19 protein-coding genes are annotated in these 18,531 nt (G+C 61.6%); 4 read left to right on the top strand and 15 right to left on the bottom strand.

Features of this window, described 5'->3' with window-relative positions; all coding sequences use genetic code 11:
* The first annotated feature begins 56 nt into the window (after positions 1–56).
* The gene (locus DSM107133_RS17420; RefSeq protein ID WP_114292875.1) at positions 57–1,310 is read left to right on the top strand and encodes an MFS transporter; all 1,254 of its coding nucleotides are present in this window, start codon (positions 57–59) and stop codon (positions 1,308–1,310) included.
* Between the two features lie 10 nt (positions 1,311–1,320).
* On the opposite strand, the gene DSM107133_RS17415 is transcribed toward DSM107133_RS17420, so the two are convergent.
* The 8 genes from DSM107133_RS17415 to mbfA form a co-directional block, all read right to left on the bottom strand.
* A complete protein-coding gene (locus DSM107133_RS17415; RefSeq protein ID WP_345889587.1) occupies positions 1,321–2,244 on the bottom strand; it encodes an alpha/beta hydrolase in 924 nt (307 codons plus the stop codon).
* Positions 2,241–3,161: an ornithine cyclodeaminase gene (locus DSM107133_RS17410; RefSeq protein ID WP_114292876.1), complete on the bottom strand. Its 921-nt coding sequence runs from the start codon at positions 3,159–3,161 to the stop codon at positions 2,241–2,243. The genes DSM107133_RS17415 and DSM107133_RS17410 overlap by 4 nt, the downstream gene beginning before the upstream one ends.
* On the bottom strand, positions 3,158–3,778 hold the full coding sequence (locus DSM107133_RS17405) for an HAD family phosphatase (RefSeq protein ID WP_114292877.1): 621 nt from the start codon (positions 3,776–3,778) through the stop codon (positions 3,158–3,160). Before DSM107133_RS17405 ends, DSM107133_RS17410 begins: the two co-directional genes overlap by 4 nt.
* Before the next feature lie 47 nt (positions 3,779–3,825).
* Positions 3,826–4,275: a YaiI/YqxD family protein gene (locus DSM107133_RS17400; protein ID WP_114292878.1), complete on the bottom strand. Its 450-nt coding sequence runs from the start codon at positions 4,273–4,275 to the stop codon at positions 3,826–3,828.
* Positions 4,272–5,696 (bottom strand): Si-specific NAD(P)(+) transhydrogenase, encoded by a 1,425-nt coding sequence (gene sthA / locus DSM107133_RS17395; protein WP_114292879.1) that lies wholly within the window; start codon positions 5,694–5,696, stop codon positions 4,272–4,274. The genes DSM107133_RS17400 and sthA overlap by 4 nt, the downstream gene beginning before the upstream one ends.
* Before the next feature lie 8 nt (positions 5,697–5,704).
* Entirely contained in the window at positions 5,705–6,538 is an 834-nt protein-coding gene (gene fghA / locus DSM107133_RS17390) for an S-formylglutathione hydrolase (RefSeq protein WP_114292880.1), read from the bottom strand.
* 98 nt (positions 6,539–6,636) lie between these two features.
* Entirely contained in the window at positions 6,637–7,566 is a 930-nt protein-coding gene (locus DSM107133_RS17385; RefSeq protein WP_114292881.1) for an AEC family transporter, read from the bottom strand.
* A 34-nt stretch (positions 7,567–7,600) separates the two neighbouring features.
* Entirely contained in the window at positions 7,601–8,575 is a 975-nt protein-coding gene (mbfA, locus tag DSM107133_RS17380; protein ID WP_114292882.1) for an iron exporter MbfA, read from the bottom strand.
* Positions 8,576–8,721: 146 nt separating this feature from the next.
* On the opposite strand from mbfA, the gene DSM107133_RS17375 reads away from it, so the two are divergent.
* A complete protein-coding gene (locus DSM107133_RS17375) occupies positions 8,722–9,339 on the top strand; it encodes a TetR/AcrR family transcriptional regulator (RefSeq protein ID WP_114293098.1) in 618 nt (205 codons plus the stop codon).
* Between the two features lie 18 nt (positions 9,340–9,357).
* Here DSM107133_RS17375 and paaK read toward each other — a convergent pair whose 3' ends face one another.
* Both paaK and paaI read right to left on the bottom strand, forming a co-directional pair.
* Positions 9,358–10,659, bottom strand: a complete 1,302-nt coding sequence (paaK, locus tag DSM107133_RS17370; protein ID WP_114292883.1) for a phenylacetate--CoA ligase PaaK — start codon at positions 10,657–10,659, stop codon at positions 9,358–9,360.
* A complete protein-coding gene (gene paaI / locus DSM107133_RS17365; RefSeq protein ID WP_114292884.1) occupies positions 10,656–11,096 on the bottom strand; it encodes a hydroxyphenylacetyl-CoA thioesterase PaaI in 441 nt (146 codons plus the stop codon). Before paaI ends, paaK begins: the two co-directional genes overlap by 4 nt.
* Before the next feature lie 114 nt (positions 11,097–11,210).
* Between paaI and DSM107133_RS17360 the strand changes: the two genes are divergently transcribed.
* On the top strand, positions 11,211–11,558 hold the full coding sequence (locus tag DSM107133_RS17360) for a DUF2794 domain-containing protein (protein WP_114292885.1): 348 nt from the start codon (positions 11,211–11,213) through the stop codon (positions 11,556–11,558).
* An 86-nt stretch (positions 11,559–11,644) separates the two neighbouring features.
* Here DSM107133_RS17360 and DSM107133_RS17355 read toward each other — a convergent pair whose 3' ends face one another.
* From DSM107133_RS17355 to DSM107133_RS17345, 3 genes are all read right to left on the bottom strand, one after another.
* Positions 11,645–12,424, bottom strand: coding sequence for an NlpC/P60 family protein (locus DSM107133_RS17355; protein WP_114292886.1), 780 nt, complete (start codon positions 12,422–12,424; stop codon positions 11,645–11,647).
* On the bottom strand, positions 12,421–13,812 hold the full coding sequence (locus tag DSM107133_RS17350; RefSeq protein WP_114292887.1) for a leucyl aminopeptidase family protein: 1,392 nt from the start codon (positions 13,810–13,812) through the stop codon (positions 12,421–12,423). Before DSM107133_RS17350 ends, DSM107133_RS17355 begins: the two co-directional genes overlap by 4 nt.
* Before the next feature lie 69 nt (positions 13,813–13,881).
* Positions 13,882–14,262 carry a hypothetical protein gene (locus tag DSM107133_RS17345; RefSeq protein ID WP_114292888.1) on the bottom strand — a complete coding sequence of 127 codons (381 nt, stop codon included), beginning with the start codon at positions 14,260–14,262 and terminating at the stop codon, positions 13,882–13,884.
* Positions 14,263–14,436: 174 nt separating this feature from the next.
* Between DSM107133_RS17345 and DSM107133_RS17340 the strand changes: the two genes are divergently transcribed.
* Positions 14,437–15,096: a carbonic anhydrase gene (locus DSM107133_RS17340; RefSeq protein WP_114292889.1), complete on the top strand. Its 660-nt coding sequence runs from the start codon at positions 14,437–14,439 to the stop codon at positions 15,094–15,096.
* A 633-nt stretch (positions 15,097–15,729) separates the two neighbouring features.
* Here DSM107133_RS17340 and DSM107133_RS17335 read toward each other — a convergent pair.
* Entirely contained in the window at positions 15,730–17,373 is a 1,644-nt protein-coding gene (locus DSM107133_RS17335) for a DUF4139 domain-containing protein (protein WP_114292890.1), read from the bottom strand.
* A 107-nt stretch (positions 17,374–17,480) separates the two neighbouring features.
* Positions 17,481–18,503 (bottom strand): aspartate-semialdehyde dehydrogenase, encoded by a 1,023-nt coding sequence (locus DSM107133_RS17330; protein WP_114292891.1) that lies wholly within the window; start codon positions 18,501–18,503, stop codon positions 17,481–17,483.
* Between the last annotated feature and the right edge of the window lie 28 nt (positions 18,504–18,531).

Here is an 18,531-nt window from a genome sequence, read left to right as displayed (position 1 = left end):
TTGACCGCTGCCCGCAATTGCCTAGAGTTTGCGGACCTCGGAACCGGAGCTTTGACGTGACCACGCGCACCCCCCTCTTTACACCCGTCCTTTTGGTAGGCTGCTTTATCATCATGGTCAGCTTTGCTGTTCGTGCGTCGTTTGGCGTGTTCCAGATTCCCATCGCCGCGGAATTCGGCTGGCTGCGCACCGAATTTTCGCTGGCCATTGCGATTCAGAACCTTGCGTGGGGCGTTGGCCAACCGATTTTTGGCGCCATCGCTGAAAAGATCGGTGACCGCAAAGCCATCGTAATCGGGGCAGTGCTGTATGCCATCGGCCTGGTGCTGTCCGCCGGGTCGACCACGCCGCTTGAGCATCAGGCCTATGCCTGGCTGGTGGGCTTTGGCATCGCGGGCACGGGGTTTGGCGTGATTCTGGCCGTTGTCGGCCGGGCAGCCAGCGATGACAACCGGTCGATGTCGCTGGCCATTGCAACGGCGGCGGGCAGCGCGGGGCAGGTCTTTGGTGCGCCGGTGGCAGAATGGCTGCTGACGATGATGAGCTGGCAAATGGTGTTCATGGTCTTTGCTGCCGCGATCATGGCGATGCTGCTGACGCTGCCAATGATGCGCGCGCCGGTCACGGCGACCAGGGCCGAACTGGAAGAGAGCATGGGCCAGATCCTGATCAAGGCCTTTCGTGATCCGTCTTATACACTGATCTTTATGGGCTTTTTTAGTTGCGGCTATCAGCTGGGCTTTATCACCGCGCATTTTCCGGCCTTTGTGACCGAATTATGTGGCCCCATCCTGCCCGGTGGCGTGTTGCACAACATCGGTATCACCAGCACCTCGGCTTTGGGGGCGGTGGCGATTTCATTGATCGGGCTGGCCAATATCGCAGGCACGCTGACCGCGGGCTGGGCGGGCAAGCGGTATTCAAAGAAATACCTGTTGGCGGGCATCTACGTTGGTCGCACGGTGATTGCGGCGCTGTTCATCATGCTGCCAATCACACCGGTGACGGTGATCCTGTTCTCGGTCGGGATGGGCGCGCTTTGGCTGGCCACGGTGCCGCTGACCTCGGGGCTGGTCGCGCATATTTACGGGCTGCGGTATATGGGCACGCTCTATGGCATCATATTCTTCAGCCACCAGGTGGGCAGTTTTCTGGGTGTCTGGCTGGGGGGGCGGATGTACGACATTACCGGCAACTATACGATGGTCTGGTGGATCGGTGTCGGTGTCGGGGCATTCAGCGCCATCGTCCACTTGCCAATCCGCGAACGGGTGCTGCCGAACGGTCTGATGGCCAAGCCCGCCGTCTAGGATCAAGAGGCTAAAGCTTTGGCGGGTTGTCGCGGATGATGCGGATCACCTGATCCGCGTGTGTGTAGGTCAACGCATGTGTCGCGCCGTCGATTACCTCTTGGTGGGCGTTGCGGCTCCATTCGGCCAACATGCCGACGGATGACAGGTCGATCACCCTATCCTCGCGCCCCCAGATCGCCAGCACCGGAATGCCCGCGCGGTGGATGATCTGGTGTTCGGCCTTTTGAGTGCCCGCCAGCACACCGCGCAGGCTGGACAGAACAGCGGGCACAAAGCCGCGCCAGTTCAGTTCGGCCTGTTGCAAGGCGCCGATGTTTTCCACTTGGGACGGCGTTGCGGCCTCTGCCTTGACCCCTTTGCGCAATTGGCGCGGGAAAAAGGCGAGCATCATCCAGTCACCTATCAACGGCGTGTTCAGGATGAACCGGTTCAGCCGCGTGCGCACAAGGGTCATGCCCGCCGGGGCCAGCAGGATCAACTGGCGCACGCGGTCGGGGTGGCTTGCCGCAAACAATGTGGCAATCGCCCCGCCCATCGAATAGCCGATCAGCGTAATGTCATCCTGCACCCCTTCATGGGCCAGCAATTCCTCCAGCTCGGTCAGGTAAAACGCGTCGTCATGGGCCCCCTTGGGCCGGTCGGAATAGCCGCGCCCGTAGTGGTCGAAGATCAGAATGCGAAAGCCCAAAGCGGCCAGCCCGCGCGTCAGCCCGCCCCAGACATAGGACGAGGTGGTCAGCCCGTGAACACAGACGCAGACCGGCCCGCGCACCGGCCCAAGCCAGTCGTAATGCACCACACCCCCCGACAAGGTGGCGAATTTTCCTGGCGCGGTGCTGCGGGCCTTGGTGCCCATGCGCGGGCGGGTGCGCTCGATCAGCACCGGAAGAGCGATCAGGGCCGCCAGCAGGGTCAGCGCCCCATAGATCACGCGCCCGCCTTCCAGCGGTCAAGGATATAGCGGCTGGTCATCAGATCCAGATGTGCGCCGCCACCGTTCTTGAACAGGGTGATCTGGTCATCCGATGTGCGTTTGAAGGCATTGATGTCATAGTAGTCCGCCAGCAGGTCATCGCGGGTGATGGCCCCGCTTTCCAGTGGGATGTTGATTTCACCGATGTGGCCAATGGTGGTGTCGAAACTGTCAACAAAGACCCGCGATTTCTGCAAGGCGGCGTCGTCGACTTCGCGCATGTCGGGGCGATAGGCGCCGATCAGGTCAATGTGCTGGCCCGGTTGCAACCAGTCGCCCTTGATCAGCGGTTCAGTGGACATGGTGGCGCTGGTCACGATGTCGGCGGCGCGCACGGCTGTTTCCAGATCGTCCGCCACCTGCAAGCCGTCCACCTCTTGCGCCATCTTGTCGGCATTGGCGCGGGTGCGGTTCCAGACGGTAAAACGCGCATCGGGGAAGGCCGCGGAATAGGCCGCGTGCAGGCTGTGGCCGACGGTGCCCGCCCCCACGATCAGGATATTTTCGCTGTCGGGGCGGGCCAGACGGCGCGCGGCGGTCAGGCTGTCGCCTGCGGTTTTCCATTTGGTCACAAGGTGGAAATCGACAATTGCCTCAAGCGTGCCATCGGTGTCCGAATACAGCGTCACACCCCCGTTCACCATCGGTTTGCTGTTGGCCGGATTGCCCGGAAAGATCGTGGCCGATTTCACTGCGATCCCCAGCCCGTCGATCCAGGCAGACCGGTTCAGCAACGTGTCGGGACCCCGGTACAGGAAGGTATCGCCAATCTCGGCACGGGGCAGATTGTGGCCTGCGGCCAGCGCGTCGGTCAGGCCGATCCAGTCCAGCAGCGCCTCGCCTTCGGCAAAGGGGATGATGGGGATATGTGTCATCGCGCTTCCTCCTCGCTCAGCAACCCCTCTTGCACCAGCCGTGCGGCCCAGCCGTCGGAATTTTGAAACAGATGCGTGCGCCAGCCGCGCGCCGATGCGGCGGCGATATTGTCGGCGCGGTCGTCTGCAAAAATCAGCGCGTCGCCCGACAGGCCGCTGGCGTCTTCCAGCATCTGGTAAATCTGCGGGTCGGGTTTGATGACACCCATATGTCCCGAGATAAAGTCACGGTCGAATTCACGCAGGAACGGATAGACCCTGGCGGCGATATCATAGGTTTGAATGCCGAAATTGGTCAGCGAAAACACCGGCGTGCCCTTGGCCTGAAGCGCCTTCATCAAGCGCACCGAACGGTCGATTGCGGGCGAGGCCATGTCGATCCAGCGGTCGTGCCACATGCGAATTTCAGGGGCCCAGTCGGGGTTGGCATCGGCTGCTGTCATGACCGTGGTGGTGAAATCGGCCCCCTGATCAACCTTGTCGTTCATGCCGTGCAGGTCAACGTTGGCGAACATTTCGCGGCGGCGCTGGCCGCCGACTTCCCTGTCAAAGAAACGCTCGGGTTGCCATTCGATCAACACGTTTCCGATGTCGAATACGACAGCCTTGATGGTCATTTGTCTTGCCTTTCCCGCGCCGGTATCCGCTGCGGGACAAGGGCGCCTTATGTCTTTGCAGCGGCGCGTATCGCCCGCTCGAGTGCGTCCAGAAAACGTGAGCGGTCGGCCTTTGTAAAGCCTTTGCCGCCACCCTGGCGAAAGGGATCGGCGCTGCGCAGGTCTGTCATCAGATCGCGGGTGGCCAGCACGTTGCCGATGTTGGCCTGCGTCAGCGGTTCGCCGTTGTGTTTCAGCACCTGCGCGCCGGCTTCGACGCATTTGGCCGCCAGAGGAATGTCGCCTGTCACCACCACGTCACCGGGGCCTGCGCGATCGGCAATCCACATGTCGGCGACATCCGGCCCTTCGGGCACAATGACCGTTTCCACCAGCGGGTTCTGCGAGGGGCGCAGCCCGCCGTTGGACACCACGTACATTTTCAGCCGGTGGCGGGTGGCAACCCGTTCAGCCTCGGCTTTGACGGGGCAGGCGTCGGCGTCGATATACAGGCTCATTCGGTGCCCTTGCGCGGTGTTTTATACTGTTCAGGGATCGGCATCCGGTTAAAGGCGTCAAGACCCGCTATCTTGTAAGCCTCTGCCAGTGTTGGATAATTGAACGTGTTCTGCACGAAATAGTCGACTGTGCCTTTCAGGTTCAGCACCGCCTGCGCGATGTGGATCAGCTCGGTTGCCCCTTCCCCTACAATCTGCACGCCCAGCACGCGGCGGGTTTTCAGGCTGACCAGCATTTTCAACATGCCATGTTCCAGCCCCATGATGTGCCCGCGCGAGGTTTCACGCATCCGCGCGATGCCGACCTCATAGGCGATGCCGCGTTCCTGCATCTCTTCCTCGGACATGCCGCAGGTGCTGATTTCGGGAACGGAATAGATGCCATATGGAAACCACGGGCTTTCTTCCAGCGTCGGGGTGTCCAGCGCGTGACAGGCCGCAACGCGCCCCTGTTGCAACGAGGTCGACGCCAGCGAAGGGTGTCCGATCACATCGCCGGCTGCGTAAATATGCGGCACATTGGTCTGATAGGTCTTGCGGTCGACGTTCAAGCGTCCGCGATGATCGGTCTCCAGTCCCGCCGCAGCGGTGTTCAGCCGGTCGGTGGCCCCCATGCGCCCGGCGGCAAACAGCAGCATTTCAGCGCGCACATGGCGGCCATTGGACAAGCTGACCTCGATATGGGTGCCTGCATCTTCGATCTTGTCCACCGCCGCGCCCAGCCGCAGATCAACACCGTTATCGCGGATTTCGTGGGTGAATTCCTGAATTGTCGCGGTGTCGATGAAATCAAGGAAACTGTCGCGCGGCTCGACCAGCGTGACACGTACGTCCAGTGCGGCGAACATCGTGGCATATTCGACGCCGATGACGCCCGCGCCAATCACGATCAGACTGCGCGGAATTTCCTGCATGTCCAGAAAATCATCGCTGTCCACCACCGTGCGCCCGTTGAACGGCACATTGTCAGGCCGGTAGGTGCGGGTGCCGGTGGAAATCAGGTACTTGTCGGCGGTGATCTGGGTCTTTTCCCCGGCTTCGGTGTCCACCTCGATGGTATGCGGGTCAAGGAAGCGGGCCGCACCATGCAGTGTGTCGACGTGGTTGCGCGCGAACTGGTGTTCCAGCACATCCACCTCGTAATCCAGTGTCATGTGCAGCCGGGCGCGCAGGTCTTCGGCCCCGATATCCTGGCGGGCGCGATAGGACCGCCCGTAAAAGCTGCGCTCGCGCCAGCCGCTGAGGTTCAGCACTGTTTCGCGCAGGGTCTTGGACGGGATCGTGCCGGTATGCACCGACACCCCGCCCAGTCGGTCGCGCCGGTCGATGACCAGCACGCGGCGCTTCAGCTTGCCCGCCTGTATGGCGGCGGCCCGGCCCGCGGGGCCGGATCCGATGATAACGAGATCATAGTGCGACATGCGTGTCCTTAATCTGCGTAAAGAGCATCAGCGTGAAACGCCACATGATCCTCCATGAAGGTCGAGACGAAAAAGTAGCTGTGATCATAGCCCGGTTGCAGGCGCAGGGTGGCCTGCTGGCGACGTTTGGCAACCGCTTCCGCCAAGACTTCGGGTTTCAGCAGGTCAATGAACTGGTCTTTGGTGCCGGTGTCGACCAGAACGGGGCCGTCAAAGCCCTTTTCAGCCATCATCAGGCTGGCGTCATGGCGCGCCCAGGTGGATTCGTCATCACCCAGATAGGCCAACAATTGTTTGCGGCCCCACTCGCTGCCCGCCGGATTGCAGATCGGCGCAAAGGCCGAGACCGACCGGAAGCGCCCGGGCAGATTCATCGCCAGCGTCAGCGCCCCGTGGCCGCCCATCGAGTGGCCGGTGATGCCCTGGCGGTCCATGTCCACGGCAAAGTTCTCCTGAATCAGATCGGGCAGTTCTTTTGCAATATAGGTCCACATGTTGAAATTCGGTGACCAGGGCGCTTGCGTCGCATCCACATAAAAGCCGGCGCCCTTGCCCAGATCATAGGCGTCGTCGTCTGCCACGGCTTCACCGCGCGGCGAGGTGTCGGGGAACACCAGTGCGATGCCATGTTCTGCGGCCCATGTTTGTGCGCCTGCCTTGATCATGGCATTTTCGTGGGTGCAGGTTAGGCCGGACAGATACCACAGCACCGGCACGGGACCGTCGCGCGCTTCGAGCGGGAGGAACAGCCCGAACGTCATGTCGCAGCCGCACGCGTCGGATGTGTGGGAATAGACGCCTTGGGTGCCGCCAAAGCAGGCATTTTCGGAAATTGTTTTCATGTGTGTGCTCCTTTGAACGTTGGCGCATGGCTATCGGGTGTCAGCGCGGGCGGCAAGGACGGGTGCCTCCGGCGGGGATATTTGGTGCCAAAAGAACGTCAGGTTGCCGTGAGCCAGCCGATGACCAGCGAAACCGTGACAATGCTGACGGCGGTCGAGACGAGAATCGCCGCCGAGACGCGCTGGGGGGCGACGCCGTAGTGTTGTGCCAGTATGAAAATGTTGCCAGCCACCGGCAGGGCGGATGCCGAGATGATGACGGTGGCCGAGAATGTATCGACCGAGAACAGGAAGATGGCGGCAAAGGCCACAAAAGCAGGGTGCAGCACCAGTTTGCAAAAGCTGAGCCAGCCTGCGACCGACAACCTTTCGGCGGATTTGCTGGCCAGCGATGCGCCGATGGCGAACAGCGCGCAGGGCGTGGCGGCGCCACCAAGGATGCCCAGAAACTCGTTGAAAGGGTCGGGGATAGGGATGTGCAGGGCCGACCAGATGAAGCCAAGCGAAATGGCAACGATCATCGGGTTTTTCAGCAAGCCGATGGTGACGGCCTTGAAGATGCCCAATCTGAAGTGGCCCTCGCGGGCGGCCGTGATCAGGATCACGATAAGCGAGGAAAATACGATCAGGTCTACGGCCAGCGCCAGCACCACCGGACCAACCGCGGCTTCGCCCAGCAGCAATGTCAGCATGGGCACGCCCAGAAAGCCGGTGTTGCCGATCACCGCGCATTGGGCTTCGATGGCGGTGACCTCGGTGCTTTGTTTGCGCAGATAGCCGACCAGTGTTGCAATACCGTAGACGAACAAGGTGCCCCACAGATAGGCGGCCACCAGACGTCCGTTCCAGACCTCGGCGATGCCAAGGTTGGCCGAAAAGCGGAACAGCATGGCCGAGAGAGCAAAGTAGAACACGAATTTTGTCAGATAGGCCGTGGCTTCCTGACTGAAAAAACGCGCGCGCCCGGCCCAGTAACCCAGGCCGATCAGCGCGAAAAACGGCAACGTCTTGAGGAAGATGGCCAACATTGGACACAGGGATAACCTGCTGTTTGCTGGCTGTCTATCCGCTGCCGATCAAAACACCCGCGCCAAAGACCAAGGCGCCCCCGACAACCACCTGAAATGCAGCGCGCAGGAAGGGCGTTTCCATATAGGTTTTCTGAATCCACGCGATCGCCCACAGCTCGATGAACACCACCACAAAGGCCACCGTTGTGGCGGTCCAGAAGTCGGTGATCAGGTACGGCAGCGCATGACCCAGACCGCCCAGCGTGGTCATCACGCCCGCGGCAAGGCCACGCTTGATAGGCGATCCGCGCCCCGACAGCGCGCCATCGTCCGAGGCAGCCTCGGTAAAGCCCATCGAAATGCCTGCGCCGATGGATGCGGCCAGCCCCACCAGAAAGGTGGTCCAGGTGTTGTGTGTGGCAAAGGCGGTGGCAAAGATCGGTGCCAGCGTCGACACCGACCCATCCATCAATCCTGCCAGCCCCGGTTGTACCCATGTCAGGATAAACTGGCGGCGTTCAATATCGTTTTCAACGGTTTCCGCGCCTTGGGCAAGGTGCTGGTTGTGCAGGTCTTCGGCGGTGGTCTGGTGGCCGGCTTCGGCTGCGGCCAGATCGCCAAGCAGCTTGCGCGTGTCGGCGTCCCGTGTGCGGGCCGCGGCGGCAAGGTAGAACCGTTCGGCGTCTTTCTCCATCGCGGCGGCTTCTGTGCGGATACGCTCCAGCCCCAGATTGCGTGTCAGCCAGACGGGGCGGCGGGCGTAGAAACCCGAGACATGCTCGCGCCGGATCAGCGGGATCACCGGTCCAAAGCGGGCGCTGTGCAAGTCGATCAGACACTGGCGGTGGGTGTCTTCTTCGGCGGCCATTCCGTCAAAAACGGCCGCGCTGGCGGGGTATTCGGCACGCAGGCTTTCGGCGTAGCCCCTGTAAATTTGCGCGTCATCCTCTTCCGACGAGATTGCCAAAGCCAGAATCTCTTGTTCGTCCAGATCGCGGAACCGTTTGCGGGTAAGGTTAAAGCGCATGGGATGTCTTTCCAAAGGCAGTTTTAGAATGATTCTAATATATGGATCGTGTGCGCGTGCGCAAGTCAAAGCGTGGTGCAATCGGGATTGTGCTGTGCGAACCGGACCAACCCGTTTATACCTGTGTAACCCAATGGAAGAGTCACATGAGCACGCAAAACCCGTCCATTCGCAAAGGCCGCAAGTTTGAACAAGTGCTGGACGGTGCGCGGTCGGTTTTCCTGGTCGACGGGTTCGAAGGGGCAAGTGTGGATCAGATTGCCAAGGTGGCGGGCGTCTCCAAGGCGACGCTGTACAGTTATTTCCCCGACAAACGCCTGCTGTTCATGGAAGTCGCTGCGGGCGAATGTCGTCGTCAGTCGCAGGCGGCGGTGGATATGATCAATGTCTGCGGTCACCCGCGCGAGGTTCTGGATCAGGCGGCGCGACATCTGCTGCGCTTTCTGACCTCGACCTTTGGGCAGCAAATGTTCCGCATCTGTGTAGCAGAAAGCGAACGGTTTCCCGATTTGGGCCGACAGTTCTATGCGTCCGGCCCGATGGTGATGAAGGGCGAATTGATCCTTTATTTCGAGGGTGCCGTGGCGCGGGGCGAGTTGGCGATTGACGACATGCAACTGGCTGCCGACCAGTTTGGCGAACTGTGCAAGGCCGATATCTGGCCGCGTTTGATCTTTGGTGTGATCAGTACCGTGAGCGAGGCAGACATCGACCGCGTGGTAAGGGGCGCGGTCGAAATGTTTATGGCGCGCTACGGGGCCTGACCCCAAGCCGGTCACACCCTACCGCTTGTCGATGATCCGCGCCGCCTTGCCCTCGGATCGGACCACGCCGCCCACGTCGGACACCCGCACCTTGACCGAAATGCCGATGATCTGCTTGATCCGGTCCGACAGCGCTTTGGCGGCCGCGTCCCGTGCATCACCTTGCACCGTGTCATCCGCCGCTTCGGCCAGAACGCAAAGCTGGTCCATCCGTCCCGGCTTGGTCAGCTCGATCTGGAAGTGGGGGGCCAGTCCGGCGGTGGCCATCAGGCATTCCTCGATCTGGGTGGGGAACACGTTGACGCCGCGCAGGATGATCATGTCATCAGAGCGCCCCGTGATCTTTTCCATCCGCCGCATGCTGCGGGCTGTGCCCGGCAGCAGGCGCGTCAGATCGCGGGTGCGGTAACGGATGATCGGAAACGCCTCTTTGGTCAGCGAGGTAAAGACCAGCTCGCCCTGTTCGCCATCGGCCACCAGTTCGCCGGTCTCCGAGTTGATGACCTCGGGATAGAAGTGATCCTCCCAGATGTGCAGCCCGTCCTTGGTCTCGACGCATTCGTTGGCGACACCGGGTCCCATGATCTCGGACAGGCCGTAAATGTCGACGGCGTGCATATCGAAAGCATCCTCGATTTCGCGGCGCATGGCGTTGGTCCAGGGTTCGGCGCCAAAGATGCCGACCTTCATCGAGCAGTCGCGCGGGTCCAGACCTTGCGCGTTGAACTCGTCCAGAATCGACAACGCATAAGAAGGGGTGACAGTGATGCCGTCCGGTTTGAAATCCTCGATCAGGCGCACCTGACGCGGTGTCATGCCGCCCGAGATTGGCACGGTGGACAGGCCCAGTTTGTCCGCGCCCAGATGAATACCCAAACCGCCGGTGAACAGCCCGTAGCCATAGGCATTGTGCAACAGATCGCCGGGGCACAGGCCCGAGGCGCGCAGGCTGCGGGCGACGACGCTGCCCCAGACATCCAGATCGTTGCGGGTATAGCCGACAACAGTGGGCTGGCCCGTGGTGCCCGATGAGGCATGGATGCGCGAGACCTGTTCGCGCGGCACGGCGAACATGCCAAAGGGGTAATTGTCGCGCAGGTCCTGTTTCACGGTGAAGGGAAACTTGGACAGGTCCGAAAGGCTGCGCAGATCGTCGGGGTGTACGCCCGCCGCATCAAACGCCTTTTTGTAGTGCGCAACGTTCGTATAGGCGTGGTTCAGCGACCATTTGAGCCGCTCAAGCTGCAAGGCCGAGATTTCATCGCGCGAGGCGGTTTCGATCGGATCAAGGCTGGCCTTGTCCGGTGTCAGGTCTTTCATATGGTGCCCTCCTCCTCGGGGAAAATCTGGCCTTTGATCGTGCGCGACAGGCCGCGAAACAGCGCCAGCGTGGTGCCATCGCTGCCCGTCACGGTCACGTCATAGATGCCCGAACGCCCGGTACGCGATACTTCGGCCGCGCGGGCGGTCAACGTGTCACCCGCCTGACCCGGTGCGAGATAGGTGATCTGGTTCTGCTGGGCGACCGTGCGCTGGTTGTAGGTGTTGCAGGCAAAGGCAAAGGCGCTGTCGGCCAGCGTAAAGATATATCCGCCGTGGCAGATGCCATGCCCGTTCAGCATGGTATCGTTGACCGGCATGGTCAGCGTGGCCTGCCCCGGTGCGATTTCGGTGATGATCATCCCCAGCGACTGGCTGGCGGTATCGCCTTGCAGCATCTCGCGGGCACTGCGTTCGGCGCGGTCTTGCGGGGTCATGGATCACCTCGTGTTTCCAATTTTTCATATGTTGCCTGCATTCTGTAACGCTTTCAAGTCTGATGCTGTGCAACGGGGCTTGATTTGCGCGTGTTTCGGCGCAACTGTCATAGCATGACATTGCACAATCCGCCCCCCGTCAACTTGCGCGAGATGCCCAGCCCGCAAGTGGCGTTCCAGCGGCCCGAACTGGCGCTGATCCTGTCGCTGTACGGGCGGATGGTGGCGGCGGGCGAATGGCGTGATTACGGGATTTCATGCCTGCGCGAGGTTGCCGTGTTTTCGGTGTTCCGGCGCACCGCCGAACATCCGATGTATCGCATCGAAAAGCGCCCCAAGTTGCGCGGCAAGCAGGGGATGTACGCGGTGATTGGCATGGACGGTCAGATCTTGCGGCGTGGCGCGGATCTGAAGACCGTCTTGCGGGTGCTGGAACGCAAGCTGATCCGCGCGGTGGAGTGAGGCCGCACGCGTGTATGGGGGCGCTGCCCCCGGCGCTGTGCGCCTCCCCCGGAGTTTATTGGCAAGATGAATTCAGAGGCATGAAGTCAGAGGCGTTTGTGCGCAGTGCGCGGACCGTCTGATTTTTCGATACGGGCCAGCGCGTCGCTGATCGGCTCGAAGGTTGTGGCCATATGGTGGGCATTGGCATGGATCAGGGTATTGGCGTCATGGACCAGCGCGACGTGACCTTTCCAGAAGAACAGATCGTTGCGCTGGGGCGGGGTGCCTTCGGGCAGGGTGGTGCCAAGGTTGCGGGCCTGTTGGTCGCTGTCGCCGTCGCAGGGGATGTTGCAGGCCAGACAGGCGGCCTGAACAAGACCCGAACAGTCGATGCCGGTGCCTGAGTTGCCGCCCCACAGGTAAGGCGTTCCGAGGAAGAGCGCGGCGATGGCGGCGGGATCGTCGTGCCATTGGCCATCGGGCGCAATGTGCTGTTTGGGAATGAAACCTGCAGCGGTTTCGATGAACTTGGGGGTTTCGGAGAGGGCCGTAAGGCGACTGCCAAAGCTGATCGCTACGCGGTCGGGCGATTTCATGTCGGCGCGCGCGTAGGCGTGGCTGGCGCGGGCGATGATGCGGTGCGTCGGGGCCGTGGATGCGGCCAAAGCTGCTGTGGGCACGAAACCGATATAGCCGTCGCGCGCGGCGCGCACATAGCTGTGGCCGCCGAGGGCACCCAGTACCGTCACCGGATCGCCATAGATCAACTGCCGGTCGCGGATGCCGTTCGGCGCGTCCAGCAGATCGACAAGCGCCACGCCGATTTGGGCGGCTGCGGTGCTGTCGACCCATGCAGGGTTGGGCGTCGTGCGCCGGTCGGTCATAGTTTCAGTGCAGCAGGCAGCGCCGCAAGCAGCGCCCGCGTGCCTTGGCCCACGCCGCCCTTGGGACGCGCCGGTGCTTCGGACGGTTGCCAGCCGTAGATGTCGAAATGCATGTAGCGCGGCGTTTCGGTGACAAAGCGGCGCAGGAACAGCGCGGCGGTGATCGACCCTGCAAAGCCGCCCTTGGGCGCGTTGTCCAGATCGGCGATGCCGGGTTCGATTATCGCCTCGTAGGGGGCGTGGAACGGCATCCGCCAGACCGGATCGCTGACCGCCTCAGCGGCCTGTTCCAGCGCGGTGACCAGCGACAGATCGTCGACATAGTAGGGGGCCAGATCCGGCCCGACGGCGACACGGGCGGCACCGGTCAGCGTGGCCATCGACACGATCAGGTCAGGCTTGCCCTCATCCGCCAGCGCCAGCGCGTCGGCCAGCACCAGACGGCCCTCGGCGTCGGTGTTGTTGATCTCGACCGTCAGCCCCTTGCGCGAGGTCAGGATGTCCTGCGGGCGGAAGGCATTGCCTGCAACCGAATTTTCCACAGCGGGGATCAGCACGCGCAGCTGCAAAGGCAGCTTTAGCGCCATAATCATGCGGGCCAGCCCCAGAACGGCGGCGGCCCCGCCCATGTCTTTTTTCATCAGCCCCATCGACGCGCCGGGTTTCAGGTTCAGCCCGCCGGTGTCGAAACACACGCCTTTGCCCACAAGCGTCAGCTTTGGCCCCGCCGTGCCCCATGCCATATCGATCAGACGCGGTGCGCGGTCGGCGGCGCGGCCAACGGTGTGGACCATCGGGAAATTGTCGCGCAGCAGGTCGTCGCCTGTGGTGACCGTGATGGCGGCGCCAAAGTCATCTGCCACCTGTCGCGCTGCCGCTTCAAGATCAGGTGGGCCCATGTCGGATGCGGGTGTGTTTATCAGGTCGCGGGTCAGCGTCTCGCCCGCTGCGATGGCTTCGATGCGGGCGGCGTCGATGCCTTCGGGTGCCACCAACAGCGCACGCGCCGGAGCTTGGGCGCTATAGCGGTCGAAGCGGTACGAGGACAGCAGCCAGCCCAATGCCTCGGCCTCAAGCGCATCGGCGGACAGATCACCGCGCAGATCGTAGGTGCCCGCAGGCAGCTTGGGCAGCGCGGCGGACACATGAAAGCGCCCCCGCTGGCGATCGCGAGCGGTGCCATAGCCGACAGCAGCCATTTGCACGGTACCATCCATATCCGGGATCACCAGCGCCTGCCCGATCTTGCCGGTAAAGCCCGATGTTTCGGCCCATGCCTGTGCGGGCGCGTCCAGAGAGGCGACCCATTCAGAATAGGTGTCTTCGGAAACGACGATCAACGGAATCACGGTGTCGGTGCGGATGAACGTGGACTGGGTCAGGGGCATGTGCGCAACCTTATGAGAAGAGTGCGCACAACCTAGCGGGCCTGTCGCGGCCCGCAAGCCCCGGCTGTGTTAAAGTGTGATGTCCTGCAAATCCCAGACGGCGGTCAGCGATCCTTCGCCCGTGCGCATCAGCCGGTTTAACGTGGCAGCCAGCGCCACGCTGTCATTGCGGTCGATGCAATAGGTCACGTCGCCCGCAACCGATGCCAGCAGGTCCATGCCGATCTGTTCCGCGATAGCGATCAGCGAGCGGGCACTCTTGCGCAAACCGGCAAGGTCGTCGGCGCGAAACAGACGCTCGCAATGCGACATGCGCAACGCCAGTTCCTCCATGGCGCGGCACAATACGTCTTCGGCGCTGATCTCGCCCAGCTGCGCATACAGCGCCCCCAACTGGTCATTGTTAACGGCCACGGACTCGCGTGGATTGATCTGTGTTACATAGCTCATTTCTTGGTCACCCCTTTGTGGCCCCCACGGCCTGTGCGGAACATATGCGGATAGCTGTGTGTATTTGGTTGACGCCGGCGCGGCGCGCAGGACGATTATCTCTCGAAATTACGAACAATTCGCTGTATCGCCTGCAACACTTGCCCCAAGGCCCGCAGCGAAAGGACCGATAAGATGCACAATGTGAAACCACTGCCAAGCTATCTGTTGCAACGCTATAATGGTTGGAAAGCCACAGGTTATGCCGACAATCAGGCATGGTACAGGCGCCTGGCCGACGAAGGTCAACGCCCGCGCGCGATGATGATTTCGTGCTGTGACAGCCGCGTACATGTGACGTCGATCTTTGGCGCGGACCAAGGCGAATTCTTTATTCACCGCAATATCGCCAACCTTGTGCCGCCTTACGAACCCGATGGCGACCACCACGGCACGTCGGCCGCCGTTGAGTATGCGGTGACCGTGTTGAAGGTGGCGCATCTGATCGTGATGGGCCATTCGAACTGCGGCGGCGTAAAAGGCTGTATCGACATGTGTCAGGGCAAGGCGCCCGAGCTGGAAGAGAAAACCAGCTTTGTTGGCCGCTGGATGGACATTCTGCGCCCCAAATATGATCTGGTGGCAGATGAAACCGATCCGCAGGCACAGATCCAGCAGCTTGAAAAACATGCGGTCGTGGCGTCGCTGGAAAATCTGCTGACATTCCCGTTTGTTTCGGATCGTTTGAAATCGGGCGAACTGACGATGCATGGTCTGTGGATGGATATCGGCGAGGGCGGGTTGGAGTATTACAACCACCACGATCAGAAATTCCTGCCGGTTTCGACAATCTAAGACCGCCGAGAAGCAAGAAGCAGTGGCGCTCCCCCCGGAGCGTCACTGCTTGGAATGTTGGGTTCCATGCGTGTCCGGCCATTTCGGGGACTGCACCCGGCGGAGCAAATTGCAACCGCCGCAGTACCCTAGGCCCGACCTTGAACAGGCTGCGCTGGTCCACCCCTGAACCTGTATGGCAGCTGACAATCATCGTTTTTGATTGAAGGCATGTGAACTATGGTTCGAAAGCGCCCTGACTGTCAGGGCCTTTCACCAAGCGCGCTTTTGCGGCACTGGCTGGTCGGCTCCCCCCGGAGCCGCAGTGATTGTCGACTCCCCCCGGAGCCGCGTTATTCGGTGACCGTTTGCCCCGTGTCCCCACACGGGCGGTCGATGTCTGCTGATGTCCCCCCGCATCCCAATGCGTTACATCCGCTGACAGCTAAGACTATAGCGCGATATGTATTAAGGATTGTTTGCGCCAATCGTTAAACTGGACATGCAAATCGCACGTCCAGATTTAAGTCTATTAAAGACAGTGTCTTAAGGTGGATTTCATGGTGCAATTAATTGCATCCCGGCTGACCTGTCGGTCCCGAATGTCCTGTTCATGGTAAACAAGCCGGTAAGGTTTGCAGCAGCGACCCGCCATCAGCGCAGCACTTTCCCCTCGGGCCAGTTCATCTGCACATCCAGCGTCACATTTGATTCCGCACCGGGGGCCAATGTCATGTCCCACATCAAGATGCCCTTGCGGTCCTCATGGTCGGTGACCGTGGGGGCAGGCTGTGCGGACCAGTCGATCTCAAGGTCTTCCTGTTCGCTCACGGGGACGCGGTCAAACAGTTCTACGCGCCATGGTTTCGCACCGGTGTTTTCGATGTCGATGCGGGTGGCCTCGGTGATCTCGCTTGAACGCGAGATGATGCCCCGATCGCCTTCGTTGCGGTTCAGACGCACACGGTTCAGGCGCAGGGTTTCGATGGGGCCAAAGGCGATATCGACTTCTTCGCCGGGGGCGACGGGATCGAACCCGAACTGCCCGACCATCTGCCCGTCGACAAATGCCGTGGCATAGGCCGTGCCCAGCAGTTGCTCTTGCGTGGTGTTGGTCATGCGCGCCATGCGATAGGCGACACTGTCGTTCAGGGGGACAGCGCGGGCATAGACGTCGGGGGCAAAGTCGAGCCTGTCCAGCGCGATGCGCACCTCGTCGGCACCGTTGGCCACGCTGACCGGTTGCGAAAAGGCATATTGCACGCTGGGGCCGTCCAGCATGGCGACGGCGATTGCGGGCTCTTCCATGGCCACCGGTGCGGGGGCTGCCATGTCGGCGGCAGCGCCCATCACGGCTTCCGACCGGACGCGCGCTTTGGGGGTGGCCGGATCTTCGATGCGGCGCAAATCGGAATAGATCTCGCTGGGCCACGTCTGGCCGCTGGGGCGCACGGTGGCAAGGGTCAACGAAACGCCGCCCCAATCCTCACCGCTGGCCTGTCCCACGGCAGCCCCGCGTTCAAGCGCCAGCGCAGGTGTGTCGCCTGTGGTCAGACGCAGGTTGTAAACCGGATACCACGCGGCATTGTCCACCTGATAGCTGACTTCGATCTTGGCCGCGACTGCCGCCAGCGCGGTGGCGGTCAGGGTCAGGCGGGTGCGGTCCTGATCGGCGGTCAGCAGGGCATCCAGCGCGGCCTGCGCCTCGGCCACATCCTTGGCGCGGTCCTTGCGTTCTTCCATCAGGGTGCGGATCGACGTGCGCGCCTGTCCGGCGGCCTGACCCGCCACGAGGGTCTGATCCGCGATCATCTGCGCCAGCTCGCGCAGGGTCGCCACATCCATCGGCAGCGCCTCGGAGGTGCCAAGCGCGGTCAGGAAATCGGTCTGCGCCTTGGCCGCCTGCACGGCCACCTGCGCCAGTGCAATGCGGTCGTCCAACGCATTCAGCGCGGTTTCCGCTGCCTTCAGCGCATCGCGCGCTGCGGTGATTTCAGCGGTGTCCTGATCGGGGCCGGGGGGCTGGTTGCGGTCGCGGAACGACACCGATTGCAACTGCGCCCCTGCCAGCTTGACCGAGATGCGCGCCGGATCGACGTATTGCGGCAGGTCGGGCAGCACCAGATCATGTGTGCCTTGCGGCAGCGTCACCGTGGCGGTGCGCGTCACCTGTGCGCCACGGGGGTAGACGGTGACGGCGCTGGGCGCGCTGTCGACAGTCAGCGTGTCAGCCCACACAGCCAGCGGGGCAAGCAGGGCAGAAAGCGAAACGGCTGGGGCTAAAATGGCAAAGCGCATATCGGAGACCTTTTCAAAATCAATGCCCCCAGCGTGCAAAAGCAGCGCACAAAAGAAAAGGGGCGCGATGCAGCGCCCCTTGAAACCTGTACATATTTCGGCGGAATTCAGCCCTTTTTCAGGATCCGCTGGCCCAGCACTTCGGCGATCTGCACCGCGTTCAGGGCAGCACCCTTGCGCAGGTTGTCGCTGACGCACCACAGGTTCAGACCGTTGTCGATGGTGCTGTCCTGACGGATGCGGCTGATGAATGTGGCAAAGTCGCCGACGCATTCAACCGGCGTGACATAGCCGCCGTCTTCGCGCTTGTCGATCACCATGACACCGGGCGCTTCGCGCAGGATGTCGCGGGCTTCGTCCTCGTCCAGAAACTCTTCGAACTCGATGTTGATCGCTTCCGAGTGGCCGACAAAGACCGGAACCCGCACGCAGGTCGCTGTGACCTTGATCGACGGGTCGATGATCTTCTTGGTCTCTGCGACCATCTTCCACTCTTCCTTGGTCTCGCCCGAGTCCATGAAGACGTCGATGTGCGGGATCACGTTGAACGCAATCTGCTTGGTGAATTTGCGCGCAGGCTTGTCGTCGGTGGGATTGTAGATCGACTTGGTCTGGTCCCAAAGCTCGTCAATGCCCTCTTTGCCCGCACCCGAAACCGACTGGTAGGTGCTGACGACAACGCGCTTGATGCGTGCACGGTCGTGCAAAGGCTTCAGCGCCACGACCATCTGCGCGGTCGAGCAGTTGGGGTTGGCGATGATCTTGCGCTTGACGGCCAGTTCGATGGCTTCGGGGTTCACCTCGGGCACGATCAGCGGAATGTCGGCGTCGTAGCGATAGAGCGACGAGTTATCAATGACATAGCAGCCCGCTTTGGCCGCGATGGGTGCGTATTTCTTGGTGGCGTCCGACCCGACGGCAAACAGCGCAATGTCCCAACCCGTGAAATCGAACGTATCGAGATCCTTCGTCTTGAGTGTCTTGTCGCCAAAGCTGACCTCCGTGCCCAACGACTTGCGGCTGGCCAGAGCGGTGATTTCATCCACCGGAAACTGGCGCTCTGCCAGGATGTTCAGCATTTCGTGGCCCACGTTTCCGGTGGCGCCAACGACGACGACGCGATAACCCATTGCGATTCTCCATTTTTGGGTGCTTGGC

Source organism: Pseudosulfitobacter sp. DSM 107133, assembly GCF_022788695.1.
Taxonomy (GTDB): domain Bacteria; phylum Pseudomonadota; class Alphaproteobacteria; order Rhodobacterales; family Rhodobacteraceae; genus Pseudosulfitobacter.
Note: the sequence above shows the minus strand (reverse complement) of the source record. Positions and strands in the feature narration are given on the sequence as shown.